General features: G+C 45.1%; 15 protein-coding genes. 10 read left to right on the top strand and 5 right to left on the bottom strand.

Annotated features, from left to right (window positions below; all coding sequences use genetic code 11):
- Positions 1–329 precede the first annotated feature (329 nt).
- Positions 330–1,262 carry a methylenetetrahydrofolate dehydrogenase gene (locus tag NWE95_10495; GenBank protein MCW4004327.1) on the top strand — a complete coding sequence of 311 codons (933 nt, stop codon included), beginning with the start codon at positions 330–332 and terminating at the stop codon, positions 1,260–1,262.
- A gap of 139 nt (positions 1,263–1,401) precedes the next feature.
- Positions 1,402–3,633 carry a DEAD/DEAH box helicase gene (locus NWE95_10490; GenBank protein MCW4004326.1) on the top strand — a complete coding sequence of 744 codons (2,232 nt, stop codon included), beginning with the start codon at positions 1,402–1,404 and terminating at the stop codon, positions 3,631–3,633.
- On the opposite strand, the gene purB is transcribed toward NWE95_10490, so the two are convergent.
- Entirely contained in the window at positions 3,630–4,964 is a 1,335-nt protein-coding gene (gene purB / locus NWE95_10485) for an adenylosuccinate lyase (protein ID MCW4004325.1), read from the bottom strand. The two genes, NWE95_10490 and purB, sit on opposite strands and share 4 nt — an antisense overlap.
- A gap of 94 nt (positions 4,965–5,058) precedes the next feature.
- On the opposite strand from purB, the gene NWE95_10480 reads away from it, so the two are divergent.
- The 6 genes from NWE95_10480 to NWE95_10455 all read left to right on the top strand — a co-directional run bounded on the left by NWE95_10480 (position 5,059) and on the right by NWE95_10455 (position 11,870).
- Positions 5,059–6,510, top strand: a complete 1,452-nt coding sequence (locus NWE95_10480) for an asparagine synthetase B (protein ID MCW4004324.1) — start codon at positions 5,059–5,061, stop codon at positions 6,508–6,510.
- A gap of 99 nt (positions 6,511–6,609) precedes the next feature.
- Positions 6,610–8,415, top strand: a complete 1,806-nt coding sequence (locus NWE95_10475) for a hypothetical protein (GenBank protein MCW4004323.1) — start codon at positions 6,610–6,612, stop codon at positions 8,413–8,415.
- A 68-nt stretch (positions 8,416–8,483) separates the two neighbouring features.
- The gene (locus NWE95_10470; protein MCW4004322.1) at positions 8,484–8,666 is read left to right on the top strand and encodes a 4Fe-4S binding protein; all 183 of its coding nucleotides are present in this window, start codon (positions 8,484–8,486) and stop codon (positions 8,664–8,666) included.
- 447 nt (positions 8,667–9,113) lie between these two features.
- Positions 9,114–9,389, top strand: coding sequence for a peptidylprolyl isomerase (locus NWE95_10465; protein MCW4004321.1), 276 nt, complete (start codon positions 9,114–9,116; stop codon positions 9,387–9,389).
- Between the two features lie 133 nt (positions 9,390–9,522).
- On the top strand, positions 9,523–11,679 hold the full coding sequence (locus tag NWE95_10460) for a heavy metal translocating P-type ATPase (GenBank protein MCW4004320.1): 2,157 nt from the start codon (positions 9,523–9,525) through the stop codon (positions 11,677–11,679).
- Between the two features lie 2 nt (positions 11,680–11,681).
- The gene (locus NWE95_10455) at positions 11,682–11,870 is read left to right on the top strand and encodes a YHS domain-containing protein (GenBank protein ID MCW4004319.1); all 189 of its coding nucleotides are present in this window, start codon (positions 11,682–11,684) and stop codon (positions 11,868–11,870) included.
- Here the strand turns inward: NWE95_10455 and NWE95_10450 are convergent.
- Positions 11,867–12,688 (bottom strand): DUF166 family protein, encoded by an 822-nt coding sequence (locus tag NWE95_10450; GenBank protein ID MCW4004318.1) that lies wholly within the window; start codon positions 12,686–12,688, stop codon positions 11,867–11,869. The genes NWE95_10455 and NWE95_10450 overlap by 4 nt on opposite strands.
- 12 nt (positions 12,689–12,700) lie before the next feature.
- On the bottom strand, positions 12,701–13,348 hold the full coding sequence (locus NWE95_10445) for a thioredoxin family protein (GenBank protein MCW4004317.1): 648 nt from the start codon (positions 13,346–13,348) through the stop codon (positions 12,701–12,703).
- Between the two features lie 166 nt (positions 13,349–13,514).
- Here NWE95_10445 and NWE95_10440 point away from each other — a divergent pair, with 166 nt between their 5' ends.
- A complete protein-coding gene (locus NWE95_10440; GenBank protein MCW4004316.1) occupies positions 13,515–14,714 on the top strand; it encodes a flavodoxin domain-containing protein in 1,200 nt (399 codons plus the stop codon).
- Between the two features lie 53 nt (positions 14,715–14,767).
- Here NWE95_10440 and NWE95_10435 read toward each other — a convergent pair whose 3' ends face one another.
- Complete coding sequence (locus tag NWE95_10435) at positions 14,768–15,271, bottom strand: rubrerythrin family protein (GenBank protein ID MCW4004315.1); 504 nt, start codon at positions 15,269–15,271, stop codon at positions 14,768–14,770.
- 156 nt (positions 15,272–15,427) lie between these two features.
- Here NWE95_10435 and NWE95_10430 point away from each other — a divergent pair, with 156 nt between their 5' ends.
- Complete coding sequence (locus NWE95_10430) at positions 15,428–16,042, top strand: superoxide dismutase (GenBank protein MCW4004314.1); 615 nt, start codon at positions 15,428–15,430, stop codon at positions 16,040–16,042.
- 71 nt (positions 16,043–16,113) lie between these two features.
- On the opposite strand, the gene NWE95_10425 is transcribed toward NWE95_10430, so the two are convergent.
- Positions 16,114–16,431: a ferredoxin family protein gene (locus tag NWE95_10425; GenBank protein MCW4004313.1), complete on the bottom strand. Its 318-nt coding sequence runs from the start codon at positions 16,429–16,431 to the stop codon at positions 16,114–16,116.
- Positions 16,432–16,823 lie beyond the last annotated feature (392 nt).

Genomic DNA, 16,823 nt, shown 5'->3' with positions numbered 1-16,823 from the left:
TGCGACCATCAAGTATTATCTGACACGGCAGTTTTACCGCGACCATCCCTAAGGGGCAAATGTGCACTAATGGTCGTAGTAGCGTATGGTCGCAGTGAAAAAACCAACACGCTTTGGCTTGAAAAAGCGTCAATAACACCTACCCCCTATAGGTTTCTGCATAGAACCACTATTAGGATACAAATATGCCCTCGGCAGCTAATCAATCAAGAAAAAGCCTTTTTGCTCTGGCAACCTGCCGCTTCCCATATAGAACTTGATTAGCGTGTTTGGTCTGGACAATTCTTAAATCGTTAAACTGTATCACACACAAGTAAAGGTGTAAAAAATTGGCACAACCAACCTACAAAACAGTTTTCGTTTTCTTAGACACAGACAAATATTGCAGTCCATTCGACATGCTCGTCGCCATAGACGCATTCCCAGATTCAATGATATTCAAGTATGAAAACGTCACAGGCGAAGACGCCCCAAAAATCGTCTATGACCTGCTCTTCCCACGCGGACCGATGGGTGCAGCACACACAAAAGTCTTCATCAACGGAAGCAACTTTGAAGAAGTCGAAAAAGTCGTTCAAGCAACACAGAAAGCCATGAAATCCGCTCCATGGGGCAACAGCATAATCGTTGACCCACGAGGAGGATACTCAACAGCTGCTGCCGCAGTAGCAAAAACTTTCGGAGCATCCATGGAGAAAGGTTTAGGTAGCTTAGAAGGCAAAAACGTCACCGTTCTAGCAGGCACAGGACCAGTCGGGCAGACAGCCGCAAGAATCTACGCAGCAGAAAAAGCAAACGTAACCATCAGCAGCCGCTCAATGGCAAAGGGTCAAGCTGTCGCTGACAAAATCAATGCTGAATGCGGTGCAACACGGGTGAAAGTTGTTGAAGTCTCAAAACCTGAGCAAACAGCAACCGCGGTCAAAGACGCAGAAATCATCCTTGCCGCAGGCGCAGGAGGAATTCAACTTCTCTCAAAAGCAGACCTCAATCAAGCACCCAAATGCAAAATCGTCGCAGACATAAACGCCATCAAACCCCTCGGCGTCGAAGGTTTAGGTCCAAACGATGACGGGGTAGAACTCAAAGCAGGCGTTTTCGGCATCGGCGCATTAGCCATCGGCAAACTCAAAATCAAAACGGAAACAGAAATGATTAAACGCGCCACCGCTGAAGCACAAGGACTATTTGACTATTCAATCGCTTACACAATCGCTAAAGACCAAATCCTAAAGAAACTAGCAAAAGCAGCAGCTAAGTAAACAACTTATCTTCAACTTTTTATTTTCTTTATTTCTTGCAGATTTACTTGTTACAGGCGAAAAAGCCTATCAAGCTACTAAAACTCTAATAACCCACCCAAACCCATACAAGTAACAATCAAAATTACTGGCGAACACTTTGAAAATCGCAGAGCTACCCATCCCAGATTCAGTTAAAGAAGTACTACTCGGCTTGGGGATTGTGGAGTTGTTTCCGCCTCAAGAAGAAACCATACGGGCAGGAGTGCTAGATGGCAAAAATATTGTGCTTGCCAGCCCAACCGCGTCGGGCAAGACCTTGATTGCGGAACTCTGCAGTTTAAAACATGTGCTCGAACAGGGCGGTAAAGTTATCTATCTTTCGCCTCTTCGAGCCTTGGCAAGCGAAAAGTTTGATGACTTCAGAAAGTACTCAAGCATCAGAAAGCCAGACGGCAGAAAGGTCAGTGTAGGCATCAGTACAGGAGATTTTGACACGGCAGACACTTGGCTTGAACGCTACGACATCATTGTCACAACCAATGAGAAGGCAGACTCGCTTCTGAGGCACCGTGCCAAATGGATGGACAGCATATCGCTGGTTATAGCTGATGAAGTTCACCTCTTAAACGAGGCAGAACGTGGACCAACCCTTGAAATCGTGCTGGCAAGGCTGATGCAGGTTAACCCCGACATCCAAATTCTGGCATTAAGCGCCACTATAGGCAACGTGGATGAAATCGCTTCATGGCTTAAAGCCCAATATATTGTTACTGAGTGGCGCCCTGTTTCGCTCAAGGAAGGTGTCGTTTTAAATGAGGAAGTCCAGTACAAGGATGGCGACGCAAGAAAAATCGAAAAGAAAACACGCTATCCCTACATCAACATGGTCTTAAACACTCTCAAAAATGGTGGACAAGCACTAGTTTTTGCTTCAACAAGAAAAAACTCGGTCTCCGCGGCAAAGGCTGTCGCCCAGCACACGGGCGATGTTCTCTCTAAGCCTCTGAAGCGTTCGCTGGAGCACGAAGCAGAAATAATCCTTAACGCGGCAGAGCGCACTCAAATCAGCGAAACCCTTGCCCAACTTGTAAAGTGTGGAACCGCATTTCATCACGCGGGCTTAGGCGGAGCACACCGCAAGCTGGTTGAAGACTCGTTTAAGGAAGGCAAAATCAAAGTTTTAACAGCTACGCCAACGTTGGCTTTCGGCGTTAACTTGCCAGCGCGAACAGTCATCATCCAAGACTACAGGCGATTTGAGCCAGGCTACGGAAACTACCCCATCAGCGTGTTGGAATACAAGCAGATGGCAGGCAGGGCAGGCAGACCAAAATACGACAAATTCGGCGAATCCGTCCTAATTGCGAAAACCAGCGATGAAGCTGATTTCTTAATGGAAAACTACATACTTGCCAAACCTGAACGCATCTGGTCACGGCTGGCGGTTGAAAAAATCATGCGTGGGCACGTTTTGGCAACAGTAGCCTCAGATTTCGCTCACACTGAAGAGGGGATTTTTGAGTTCTTTGGCAGAACCTTCTACGCATACCAGTATGACATTAAAGCCATCAAGAGCATCATCGCCAAGATTCTAAAATACCTCTACGAAGAGCAGATGCTGGATTTCAGCAAAAGCGACATTTACGCAACCAAGTTTGGCAAGCGTGTTAGTGAACTCTACATTGACCCGCTCTCAGCCGTAGTCATCCGCGACGCACTCCACAACAAACCAGCACTCCTAACAGATTTTAGTTTACTGCATCTGATTTCTCACACCACCGACATGGGCCCCGTGATGCGACCGTACTCTCGCGAATTCGACACCTTGTCCCTGCAGCTAGAAGAGCACAAACAAGAACTCTTCACTGAACCCCCAAACGAATACGCTGACCATTTCGCATATGAAGAGTTTCTTGGAGAAATCAAAACCGCCATAGTTATGAAGAACTGGATTGAAGAAGTCAGCGAAGAAAAACTCATTGAACGATTCAACGTGCAACCCGGCGACTTGTACCGCACCATCGAAAACGCCAAGTGGCTACTTCATGCGACTGAGGAATTGGCGAGACTTTTTGGAGAAAAAGCTATTTTGCCGCTGTCAAGCGAGCTGGTAGAGAGAGTTTCCAAAGGCATAAAGAAAGAGCTCTTGCCCATCGTCAAACTGGAGGGCATCGGACGGGTTCGCGGACGCATAATGTATAACGCAGGATTCCAAACCATCGAAGACATAAAACAGGCACCGATTGAGGACTTGACGAACCTGCCTCTTATAGGTCCAAGGCTGGCAAAGAAAATCAAAGAGCAAGTCGGCGGCTTCGTGAAAAAAGACACATGGGAAAGCCTGGATAGGGTGCAGGAGTTTAAGCAGAAGGCGCTTTCAGATTTCTAAGCCTTGGCGAATTTTTCTGCTTGTTTGATTGCTGTTCCCAAGTAGTTTTTGGGGTTTAGGGCTTGGTCAATTTCCTTTTCGCTAAGCTTACCGCTTACAAACTTGTCTTTTAGGAGAACCTGCTTGAAATCCTTGTTCTCAACTGCGCTTTGAATTGTCAGTTTCCGAAGCAACTCGTGGGCGTCTTGCCTGTTCACGCCCTTCTTTGTCAGCGCCATCATGACGGCTTCCGACATTGCTCGACCCCGCGTTAAAGATAAGTTCTGTAGCATTCGTTCGCTATCAACTCGTAAGTTAGCCACGATATCGCACATGAGCGTTAGAATGTAGTCTAGCAGTATGTTTGATTCTGGCAAAATAAAACGTTCCGCTGATGACTGCGTTAGGTCACGTTCATGCCACGTAACCATATCCTCAAGCGCTGGCATGCTGAGGCTTCGAACGATACGAGCTAAACCGCAGACGCGTTCGCATGTTTCAGGGTTCTGCTTGTGAGGCATCGTGGAACTGCCCACCTGCTTTTTAACCTCAAAAGACTCGAAGACTTCGCCGATTTCTGGGCGTTGGAGTTCTCGGATTTCCGTTGCAAAATTCTCAAGCGAAGAAGCAACCATACCATAAATGCAAACGAGTTCGGCATAGCGGTCGCGCTGAACAATCTGCGTGGAAATCTCAGCCGTGCCAAGACCGAGCTGTTTCATAACAAGCTCCTGAATCCGCTCGGCGTGCTCGCCTAAACTTGCTTGAGTGCCCACCGCGCCGCTGACCTTTCCTGCTAAGACTCGTTTTTTGCATTCGTTTATGCGTTCAAGGTGCCTGTTGATTTCGTAGCCCCAAACCGCAAACTTGAAACCAAGCGTAATGGGCAGGGCGTGTTGCCCGTGGGTTCGCCCAATCATAACTGTGTCTTTGTATTTGAGCGCTTGTTTTTGCAAGACTATCTTGAAACTGGTTAGCTTCTTTTCAACAACATCTAGGGCATCTTTTAGTTGCAATGCGTTAGCTGTATCTACTATGTCATAGCTTGTTGCCCCCAGATGCACATAAGCACCACTTGATCCGCAGACCTCTGAGAGGGCACGAACCAGCGAGGCAAGGTCATGCTTAATCTCCTTCTCAATAGCTTTGACGCGTTCAACTTTAACGTATTTTGTGGACGCCATGGAAGCGATTTTTTCAGCATCCTTCTTTGGGATGTTGCCGACTTCAGCATGAGCCAAAGCCAAAGCGGCTTCCACATCGAGCAGTTTTTGGATGCGAGCTTCTTCTTCGAAGATTTTGAGCATTTCTGGCGTGCCGTAGCGGCCAGTGTCTATGGGTGTGATGGGCAAGTTAGTTTTCCTCAAGCTCTAAAGTTATGCGGATTAAAGATTAATGTTTTACCAAAGCATTAGCACAAGTGTACATCGTGCACTGGGTGTTGTTATGAGAGTAACGGTTGCAGCATTAGACAAACAAGGTAACAGCGTGGTTAACCGTGTCCTTGACGTTTTACGAGCGTTCGATGTTGGGCAGTCAACGCATTACGGATTAATTTCACCTAAGAAATGTCTTTTCCAAAAGAACCTCAACCTTATTGGCAAACAAAGCGTGGAATCGTCAACCGTTATCGGTTATGCAGCCTCACAACCTGCGACGGCTAGTAGCTATGAATTCTTACAGTTAGAAGATGCCGCGCTTCTCTTTGAAGGCAAAATATATGAACCCATCCCAAAACCCGCAATTGCGCATCAAGCCGCCAAAGAACCGCGTCACTGCGAAGCAACCCTGCAAACACTGATTCAACAGGCAGACGGAGACTACCAATTCCTACTAATCAAAGACGGGTGGATGGCAACGGCAAGAGACCCCATCGGAGTTCAACCGCTCTATTTTGGCGAAAACAAAGAAGTCGCCGCCGTAGCCACTAACAAAAAAGCCCTCTGGAAACTCGGCATCGAAAACCCCACCTCTTTCCCACCCGGCAATCTAGCATTTACAAACCGAGACGGCTTCCAGTTCAAACCAGTAAAAAAACTAACCTATACCGAGCCCGCACAAGTTGGAATCGGGGATGCCGCCAAAACGCTCCAAGCTCTTCTTGAAGAATCGATTCGGCGAAGAGTTCATGGCTTAAAAAAAGTGGCGGTTGCGTTTTCAGGCGGTTTAGACAGCAGTGTTGTGGCTTTTTTGGCAAACAAACTGGGCATCAAAGTCAGCTTGCTTCATGTTAGTTTAGAAAACCAAGAGGAAACAGAAGAGGCAATTGAGGCAGCAGAAGCCTTGGATTTACCTCTCCATATTCACTTGTTCAAGGACTCCGATGTGGAAGCAACCTTGCCTAAAGTTGTGGAGCTAATTGAGGAACCTGACCCAATCAAAGCAAGCATCGGCGTGCCGTTTTATTGGGCAGCGGAAAAAGCTGCTGATGCAGGGTTCAAGGTGTTGTTGGCTGGGCAGGGTGCGGATGAATTGTTCGGTGGCTACCAACGCTATGTCAACCTGTACTGTCAAGATGGAAGCGAGAAAACGTTGAAAACCATCTTCGACGACGTGGTTAACATTCATACGAGCAATTTGGAGCGCGACTTAAAAATCACTGGTTTTCATGATGTGGAGTTGCGTTTGCCTTTTGCATCTTTTGACCTTGCAAAATTTGCCCTCAGTCTGCCGATAGAATGCAAAATTGAACAGAACCCTGAGACGTTACGGAAGCTTGTGTTGCGAAAAATGGCGCTAAACGTTGGGGTGCCTGCCGCTGTTGCGAAGAAGCCCAAGAAAGCGGTGCAGTATTCAACGGGAATAAACAATGCCATAAAACGTTTAGCGAAAAAACAGCAGAAAAGTGTCAACGAATACATTAATGAGTTATATCAACACCTCAAGGAAGACGCGTAATGTACGTTTGAGCTTAAGCCCTAAATATGACGTTATCAATTCTAAAGGTAAATAAATGAGTTGACGTTAGATTAGAGAAACTTGAGCTTGGTGAATTCAGTGAAGCGCATTAGTGTAACCCTCTTGACCGCGGCTCTCTCATTAATAGTCGTTCTTTCGGTTGTTATGCCACTTGGCACTGTCTCTGCCCAAACAAGCGGCTATACCATTAACAAGGTAGACCACGAGGTTATTATCATGTACTCGGGGCACGTAGTTATCTTGGACACAATTTACGTTTCTGGGCAAATATCCGACGGTTTCATGATTGGGCTACCGCGCATTTACAGCAATTATGTTCTCAAGGGCTTAGCCTACGACCAAAACCACCTCTACCAGATGAATATGGGTGTCCAATTAGGCGACCGAAGCGGCTTTTACGGAGCAGAAATCAATTTTAACGGCAATTCACCAAGTGTTTTCACTGTAGCATTCGTATTGTCAAATCGCCTTATTACCGAGCTAGATGCAGGTGCTGGCAAACTTGATTTCCCAGCTTATCCAAGCTTAACGCAAAATGTCGGCACATGCAATGTAACCGTTACTTTTCCGAGCACACCGACAAAGATAACCATTACAAAGGATGACGGAGAAATCAAAGACTCAGTTTATGTTAAAAATGACTTACCAGCATACACGTATTCACAGGGTACTGCAAGCTTTCAAGTGTCCGTTGGAACACTACAGTTACTTACAATTACTAATTTAGACAGACAAATAACCATTGACCCGTCTGGGCTTGTGACTGGTGTAGATAGTTATCGTCTTATCAATAACTCTACAAACATGAACTCCTTCGTAATCGGATTACCTCTTGATGCCACCAACATTGATGTAAAAGATGACGTGGGTAGAACGCTACAAACCGCAATTGGAACCACAGCAAAAGGCGACATGTTACTGGCTAACGCCACATTGGTAACATTCTTAACTGTTGGTCAATCTTCAACAATAACAGTACAGTATAATTTACCAAGCGCAAAGCTTGAAGGCTCAAACTATAATTTAGGAAAATTCGCTCTATTCCCAAGCTTCTTCTATTACGTTGACCATTCAACCATACAGTTTACCCCTCCCGAAGGCGCAACAATCATAACACCCCAATTAGCAACCCTTGACTCATCCTCCACTCTAACAAGAGAAGCATTCCAAGACAAACTTACAGTCAAAAGAGATGGCCTGAGCTTTGTGGATTACAGTGCACCAAAAGACAACTTTGTCGAGTTTTCTTACAGTTACAGTCCAGTATGGGCTTCCTTTAGGCCTACATTTTGGGCTTTACTGTTGGCAATGATCGGGTGCATAGGCGCAGTAGTCTATAGAAAACGCAGACCAAAAGAGGAAAAACCATACGCCCTTGGAAGCGAAGAATTGCCTACACCAAAACCGACACGTGTAACGCCTTCACAACAAGAAACGGTTGAAGTTAAACCTGGTCAGCATGTAACTGTGGACAACCTCAGCGATCTCATTGACGCTTATGAAACAAGAAAGGAATTAAAAGATGAGCTAAAATTACTGCATACAAGAGCTCAGAAGGGCAAGATTCCAAGACGCCAGTACAAGGTTCAAAAGAGAGCTATAGAAATCCGCTTAGAAGGCTTAACCAGAAACATTGAAAGAACAAAAGCGATACTACGAGGCTCCAGCAGTGCTTACTCTGATTTAGCTAAACAATTAGACGCTGCCGAAGCAGACTTGGCTGAAGCTGAAGAAAACATCAAAAACCTTGAGCTACGTCAAAGAAAAGGTGAAATTTCACTCGAATACTACAAGAAAAACATTGAGGAATACCAAAAGCGCCGAGACAAAGCGGAATCAGGAATCAACGGAATTATGCTCCGTTTACGTGAAAAAATACGCTAAAACACCTAAAACCTTTTATTTTGCGTAACACCTTTGCAATAAAAATAATGCAGAGAGGTTAGACAAAAATGGTTAAAATTGTTGTCGATCCTAAATGCACTGGATGCGAAACTTGTGTCAACACTTGCCCTGTAGGCGTATACGAGATTAAAGACGGCAAATCTGTACCAACCAAAGTAAGTGAATGTTTGGTTTGCAGAGCATGTGAAGCACAATGCCCTGAAGGTGCAATTCAGGTAATCGAAGAGTAAACTCAAGTTTCTTTAAAACCGCTATCTCTCAACGGAGAGATTCTTCCCTTATTTATTATTAAATTCAATTTTTTGAAATATGCCCTATCAAAAAGATAAAGGATTACTTTACTTTCTAGTCTTCTATATTAAATAAAGACGCCATAATTCTAGCCAGTTGCTCGACTGTCGCTCGATCTAAGCTATGTTTTTCCTCAATATTCTTGAGCATTTTATCAGATTCCATAGCGAACCTATTAGCTACAGTTGTTATAACAATATCTGTGAGAAGTACTTCGAAGTTCGAAGTAGCAAGAAAAAGCCTGAAAAACATTTTAACTTTTTTATGTAAAAAAAGAAGCACATGCCTTTGGTCCAAGCATGATTTTTGAAGAGATTGAATAATAAAAGCTAATTTTGAGGCGTAGTGCAAGAAGAGTTATATCATTAAAAGAAGAATGGATTAGTATGCTAGATAAAGTACGCTGTGCCCACATCTTAGTCAAGACAGAAACAGAAGCCAAGAACATAAAAGCCCGATTAGACAAGGGCGAAAAATTCGGCGCCATAGCCCAAGCCGTTTCTCTTTGCCCCTCAGGAAAGAAAGGCGGAGACCTTGGAACTTTCACAAGGGGCAAGATGGTTAAGGAGTTTGAGAAAGCTGCTTTCTCGCTTGAAAAAGGGCAGGTTTCTGATCCTGTTAAAACTCAGTTCGGGTACCATATAATTAAACGGTTAGAGTGACCTCTTTTTTTATTTTCTTGTTTGATAGTTGATTTTTGCTTGTTTTTATCGAAAAAAGATATGTCTTATTCAGATACATTTAAATGTTTAAAGCCGCAAAGGTCTAGATTAATAATTGTAAGGAGACCTACTTGTGACTAAAGTACGAGACCCTGTATGCGGCATGGTCATCGACAAGGAAACCGCCATCGAGCGCAAAATCGGCGACCGCTACTACTATTTCTGCTCGGAATCATGCGCAGCAATTTACGAGCAACCAGAACGCGAACTAAAGGCTATGAAACGCCGAGTTTCCCTCACGTTAATAGGCGTAATGGCAGCACTTGGACTACGTGTCATTACTCTGTTTGGCATTGTTGCCGCAGTAATGTATTTACAAATAGCAGGCGGACTCTCAGTATATGGATTAGCCATATTCCTCGTCTCTACGCCTATTGTGTGGATTGCAGGCTTTAGCATCTACAAAGGCGCGTTCTTCTCGCTTAAAAACCGCAAAATAAACATGGACGTACTAGTCACAGTTGGAGTTCTTGCTGGTTGGTCATACGGTGCAATTACAACTTTCTTTCCCCAAATTGCAGGGTCAGTGGAAATAGCAGAGTTTGGCTATCTAGAAGTAGCCATCGGAATTCTTGCCTTTGTACTGCTTGGAAAGTACATAGAGGAACTGATACGCCGTCGGTCAGCCGCCTCGGTGAGGAAACTGCTTGAACTTCAGCCTACAACTGCAACTGTCATCCGTGACGGGCAAGAAATGCAAATCACAGCGGAAGAGTTGCAAATTGACGATGTTATAATTGTGAAGCCAGGCGAAAAAATTCCCACTGACGGCGTAGTGATTGAGGGGTATTCTTCAGTTGATGAAAAACTGCTCACAGGCGAGAGCATCCCTGTAGAGAAAAATGTCGGCAGTGAAGTCATAGGAGCAACCATGAACAAAACAGGCGTCCTCAAGTTTAAGGCAACAAAAGTCGGCGAGGACACAGCCCTCTCTCAGATAATTCGTCTTGTCGAAGAAGCTCAAGCCTCAAGTGCGCCGATACAAAAGTTCGCCGATAAAGTTGTTGAAAGATTCGTACCCATCGTATTCACGGTTGCCGCAATATCGTTCACTGTTCTAAGCTTAACTGTCAGCGTTCAAGCGGCATTCTTTGCGCTTCTCTCAGTGTTGCTCATAGCTTGCCCCTGCGCCATGGGGATTGCAACTCCAACCGCTGTTTTAGCTGGTGTCGGAAAAGGCGCTGAATACGGCATCTTGCTAAGAAGCGGAGAGTACGTAGAGAAAGCAAGAAAACTCAGCACGGTTGTCTTTGATAAAACAGGAACGCTGACAAAAGGAGAACCCTCAGTAACTGACGTTAAAACTTACAACGGCTTCACAGAAAAAGATGTCTTAACATTTGCAGGTTCAGCTGAAAAAGGCTCAGAGCACCCCTTAGCAGAAGCAATAGTAAAGTATGCACAAAGCAACCAAGTACAGATTATTGCTGCAGAAGCCTTCGAGGCTTTGCCTGGCCGCGGAGTCAGATGTATCGTTGCAAACCGCAGGGTTTTTCTTGGAAATCGAAAGCTCATGCAAGAACAAAACATACCAGTAGCAGAACTCGAAGAGGACATGGCAAATCTGGAGAGCCAAGGAAAAACCGCAATGATACTGGCAGTTGATGGCACAGTAGCAGGTATGGTTGCAGTGATGGATACACCAAAAGAGCACGCGATGGAAGCTATCGAACATTTGAAAAGTCTGAAACTGGAAGTTGCAATGCTTACAGGCGACAATGAGCGAACAGCAAAAGCCATAGCGTCACAACTGGGCATCGAAAGCGTCATAGCGAATGTGTTGCCGTGGCAAAAAGAAGAAGCCATCAAAAAGTTGCAAAGCGAAGGCAAAGTTGTGGCAATGGTTGGAGACGGAATCAATGATGCTCCCGCGCTGGCAACAGCAGACATCGGCATCGCCATAGGAAGCGGAACAGACATTGCCAAAGAAACAGGCGGCATCGTGCTCATAAAAGACGATTTGCGGGATGTAGCGTTAGGCGTGGAGCTTAGCAAGAAAACAATGCGCAAAATCAACACCAACCTGTTTTGGGCATTCGCATACAACACAGTAATGATACCAATCGCCGCAGCAGGACTACTAGGAGTTAATGGCCCAATGTACGCGGCAGCCGCCATGGCTATCAGCAGCTTAACAGTAGTTGGAAACTCGGCAACTTTGAGGTTAGCCAAGTTCAAGTACGAAAAGTTTAACGACAAAAAAACCGACAGCGAAAAGGAGGTGAAGTAAGCATGGCTAAAGACCCAGTTTGCGGTATGATGGTTGATGAGAAAAACGCAAAATATACCTCTGACTATGAGGGCAAGAAATTTTATTTCTGCGCCGCCTCATGCAAAGCAACCTTTGATAAGAATCCAGCTAAATACGCTGGTGGTTCTGGGAAACCAGGACACGGTTGCTGTTGTTGTGGAGGACACTAAACCGAACTTTTTTCTTTTTTAATTCGTTCTCTTTCTTTCTCTATCGCTTTATCCACTTCTTCTCGAATTGTAAAACCGCCAATATGTAAAATTGGCTCTTTGGTTTCTGGGTCAGTGTTCATGGTTGCCGTACAGGGATAGCTGTGGTGCGCTTTTGCGATGGCGTCATAGAGTTCTTCCTTCTTGGTTGATACTCCCGCAAGTTTCCGCGCGATGTACCATGTTGAACCACACGGCGCGCTCCGCCTAACCACTGCGCACTCAATAACCTCTCGTTTATCCACCATTGCAAGCGTAATTTCCAGCACTGGACGCCCAACCCTAGTTTCCTCGATGAAACGGGCAATCGTGGGCTTATCCGCTTCAGGCTCAAGCGTACAAAACGGCTTAGGAAAAGCACATTCAATCCCCAACTCTTTGCATTTGTCTTCGACTTGTTTTCGCACGCCTGAAGGCACTTCAATCCAATCCTCAATTGGAACAATCAACGCCTTAATACCAGCCTTCACAATCTGGTTTGGCAATTCCAGCAACAAATCTTTGTGAAGCCCTGACGCTAGGCAGATGTCGGCTGGCGGCATTTTTTTCGGCATAAACTCTTCTGGGTTATCGATGAACGCTGGCAAGTCAGAGGCGCTTGGCAGTTGGATGGCGGCTCGAACGTTTTTGACGAAGCTGTAGACGTTATATTTGCATGATTCACAGTAAAGCCCGCAAGATTGGCAAAAGCACGGGTCGTTGATTAGGTTGCGTATGACACGTTCCATGAAGTCTTTGCTGTAAACGAAAACTAATTCTAAATTGGTTTTATCGCTCACTTGCAGTTGCCCTCACTGAAGTGCTCCTAATACAACGTGCTCTGCAAATAAGTCCTCGTTAAAGGCTCCGACAAATTCTATCTTCTCGTTAATAACAATTTTTGGTGTGCCGATGACATTGTATTTCATTGCTAAATCAGGATACTCTGTGGCATCAATTACTTCTGCCCTAATCATGTCGTTTTCGATGGCTAATTTATGCGCCACAGTAGCCGCGACAGGACAATGCGGACAGGTTAAGGTAACGAACACTTTGATATCAACAGGTGATTTCACATCCGAAAGTATCTGCTTGGTTTTGTCGGACAAGTCAGTTGTACCCTTCGAAACGTTGACGATTGCCTCAATCAAGGTTTGAAGCTCGTAACCATAAGGCAAGCCGTAGATTCGCACACCATAGTCTTTCTTGCCAATTATCGCTAATGCGGGAATTTTGTCGATTCCATACTCTTTGGCTTTAGCGCTGTCTGCCACGAAATCGTAAATTTCAGTTTTTATCTTATCGTTTAGAGTGGCTATATCTTCAACTAGTTTTCTGGTGTCAGAGCAGAATCGGCACTCAACCTTTTGAGTAAACATAACGATTTTTACTGGGTCAACCAGTTTCTCCTTGAAATCATTCTTTAAGAGTTCTTTTTTATCATCAGGAAGTAAACTCACTTTTTCGCCCTCACAAACACGTCGCCAGCAAAGTGGCTTCTGTAGTTAACTTTGGTGTTTCCAACATATAACCCTACAGCTTGTTTGGGCTTGGCGCAACGAAAATGTTATAAGAGCTTTCGCGGGAACTTCTGTAATAACTATTCTTCGTCAGATGTTTTGGAGAATGAATGAATTGGTTAAAGTTGCCTTAAAGGATGGAGTACACTGGGTTGGAGTAGTTGACTGGAACATACGAGATTTCCACGGCTACACCACAGGCCGAGGCACTACGTACAACGCATACTTGATACAGGACGAGAAAACCGCCTTAATAGATACTGTAAAAGCGCCGTTCTGCAACGAACTAATCGAACACATCTCAGAGTTAACCAGCCTAGACAAAATTGACTACATAATAGTCAACCACGTGGAAATGGATCACTCAAGTAGCCTCCCAACTATCGCTAAACTGGTGAAAAACGCAAAAATCCTTGCCACTGCACGAGGCAGAGAAGAACTCATCAAACACTACGGCGCAGAATTCAAAAGAGTTGAAGCCGTAAAAACAGGCGACAAACTAAAACTTGGAAAGAAGACGCTTTCATTCTTGGAGGCACCGATGTTGCATTGGCCTGACAGCATGTTCACTTATCTGGTGGAGGATAAGATTTTGATGCCTAACGACGCGTTTGGGCAACATTTTGCGAGCTCGGAGCGGTTTGATGACGAAGTGGATCAGCATGTGCTCATGGAAGAAGCCGTCACATACTACGCAAACATTCTCACGCCTTTTTCGCCTCTTATAGTTAAGAAGATTCAGGAAGTCGTCGCCATGAAACTGCCCATCGACATTATCGCACCCAGCCACGGCATCATCTGGCGCAAGGACCCGATGAAAATCGTTACCGCCTACATGGACTGGTGCACAGGTAAAACTGTGAAGAAAAAGGTAGTCATAGTTTTCGACACTATGTGGGGTAGCACGGACAAAATGGCGCGAGCAATCGGAGACGGCATAGCAAGCGAAGGCGTCGAAGTTAAACTGCTAAAACTTCGCTCCAATGACAACACTGACGTAGTCACTGAAATCGTGGATGCCAAAGCGGTTCTTGTGGGTTCACCAACGCTGAACAATGGCATGTTCCCTTCACTAGGCACATTCCTAACATACATCAGTGGACTCAAACCCAAAGGCAAACTATGGTACTTTTTTGGCTCCTACGGCTGGGGAGGCGGCGCAGTCCGAAGCATGATTAAGATGGCAAAAGAAACAGGCTTCGACGTAAACGAGCCTGGACTAGAGTTGAAGTGGGTTCCGACCAGTGAAGAGCTCAAGAAATGCTTTGAGTTCGGGCAACAAATCGCCCAAAAAATCAAAGCCTAACTTTTCCCTTTGTTGGCAACAATCAACAAAAATAAAAATAAATGAAATTACGTTTAGGCCATTTTGATGAATTTTTCTTTTGGTGTTCCGCAGATTGGGCAAATGTCTGGGGCTGACCCCTCAAACGTGTTTCCGCACACTGGACACACAGAAATATCAGCTTTAGGCATGTCTTTTTGGGTTTTTAAGGTGTCGATTGCTTTCTGATACAGATTCGCATGAATCTGCTCAACTTTGTTTGCCCAGTCAAAGCTTACTTTGGCTTGCTTGTTGCCTTCGCTTTTTGCGTCTTCAATCATCTGAGGATACATTTTCTTGAACTCGTAGGTTTCGCCTGAAACAGCAGTGCTCAAGTTTTCAGCCGTCGTTTTCACTTGCCCCATCACTCTCAGATGGTTTAGTGCATGGACGGTTTCCGCTTCAGCCGCGGCTCTGAAAAGTTTAGCGATTTGAGGCAAGCCTTCCTCTTCCGCTTTCTTGGCGAACGCCAAATACATCCTGTTAGCTTGGGATTCGCCTGCAAAAGCAACCTTTAGGTTTTCATCAGTTTTAGTCATAAAGAATCACTGTAAAAATAATTAAACGTGCAGGGTTATAAGCCTGATGTTTGAACTATCGCGCTCTATAGGCGATTGAAGCTTGCGTGTTAGCGCTTTTAAGTAAAGTATATTAATTGTTTTTTTCTATGGAATTGTTAGATTTTGGTGAATTTTATGGAGAAAGTAAAAAAGTTTACTCTGCCAAAACTACCCTACGACTACAATGCCCTAGCACCCTACATGTCCGAGGAGCAGCTAAAACTGCACCATGACAAGCACCACCAAGCCTACGTGAACGGCGCTAACGCGATTTTTGAAAAACTCGACAAAGCACACAGCGAAAAAGCCGACTTAGACGTGAAAGCGCTTCTAAAAGAGCTATCATTCAACATTGGTGGTCACCTATTGCACACGACTTTCTGGGAAAACATGGCGCCAGCAGGCAAGGGCGGTGGTGGTCAACCAGGCGGAGCCATAGCCGATGCAATTAACAATGAATTTGGTGGTTTTGAGCAGTTTAAGCAAGAGTTCTCAAAAGCCGCTGCAACCGTTGAAGGTTCAGGTTGGGCAGCGCTGGTTGCTCAACCATGCATCGCAAGACCGCTGATTATGCAGATTGAAAAACATAACGTAAACCTCTACCCAGGCTTTCAAGTGCTGATGGTTTTGGATGTTTGGGAACACGCCTACTACGTTGACTACAAGAACGAACGAGCCAAGTTCATTGACGCCTTCTGGAACGTCGTCAACTGGGACAAAGTAAACAAAAACTATAACCTAGTAAAGTAAGCCAGCCACCACTTTCTTTGCTAATCAAAAAATCAATCAGCTTTTACTTTTTTTAATAAATTAACGCTTGCTTACGTGAGCGGAGTTATTTTTATCGCCTGCTCTGGACACTGCGTCTCACACGCTAAGCACTGTATACAGTCCTGTTCACGCACAGGGTCAGATTTCCGCTCAGAAAGCGGATGCCCCGGCGAATCAGCCCAATCATAGAGCGAAACAGGGCAAACATCAATGCAGACGCCGTCTCCTACGCAGACATCCCAGTCAACAGCGCTGGTTGTTCCGTGAATTCCAAGCTTCTGTGGGGGTTCAACTGGTCCCCAGACCTTGTGACCGTTATGTTCGCCAACGACTTGGCGTTTGGTTTGAAAATCAGGGTCAATAGGCAAAAACTTCACCAAGTAATCCTAAGCGGAGCCAATATTAATGCTTTCTTAAAGAAATTCATATTTCAGGATAGAATTTTTCACTTGGTTTGCTGAGGCTCTGGCACCAAATTTAGGGAGATTTGAATGCAAATCACGATGACTATGATTCCATCGCGAATTGTTAACCAGAGCCTATTCAGCCCAACTTTACTTCATTAATTGACTAAAAAAGGGGAAGGGTTGTTTTGTTGTGTGTTTTTTATGGTCGTTTTTTGAGCAGTAGTAGTGCTAGGATTGCGCCAACTACTATGATTGCGATTATTACTCCGGCCATTGCGGGCACAAAGTACATGTCAGCTACTGATGGCGGCGTTTCTGTGGGCGCGGCAGTGGCTTCTGGCTGTGGACTGACG

The organism is Candidatus Bathyarchaeota archaeon, assembly GCA_026014725.1.
Classification (GTDB): domain Archaea; phylum Thermoproteota; class Bathyarchaeia; order Bathyarchaeales; family Bathycorpusculaceae; genus Bathycorpusculum.
Note: the sequence above shows the minus strand (reverse complement) of the source record. Positions and strands in the feature narration are given on the sequence as shown.

Bases quoted from the DNA above. Each gene is read 5' to 3' on its own strand.
- NWE95_10480 (MCW4004324.1), top strand. From the start codon at position 5,059: ATGAGAGTAACGGTTGCAGCATTAGACAAACAAGGTAACAGCGTGGTT.
- NWE95_10470 (MCW4004322.1), top strand. From the start codon at position 8,484: ATGGTTAAAATTGTTGTCGATCCTAAATGCACTGGATGCGAAACTTGT.
- NWE95_10465 (MCW4004321.1), top strand. From the start codon at position 9,114: ATGCTAGATAAAGTACGCTGTGCCCACATCTTAGTCAAGACAGAAACA.
- NWE95_10455 (MCW4004319.1), top strand. From the start codon at position 11,682: ATGGCTAAAGACCCAGTTTGCGGTATGATGGTTGATGAGAAAAACGCA.
- NWE95_10440 (MCW4004316.1), top strand. From the start codon at position 13,515: ATGAATGAATTGGTTAAAGTTGCCTTAAAGGATGGAGTACACTGGGTT.
- NWE95_10435 (MCW4004315.1), bottom strand. From the start codon at position 15,271: ATGACTAAAACTGATGAAAACCTAAAGGTTGCTTTTGCAGGCGAATCC.
- NWE95_10430 (MCW4004314.1), top strand. From the start codon at position 15,428: ATGGAGAAAGTAAAAAAGTTTACTCTGCCAAAACTACCCTACGACTAC.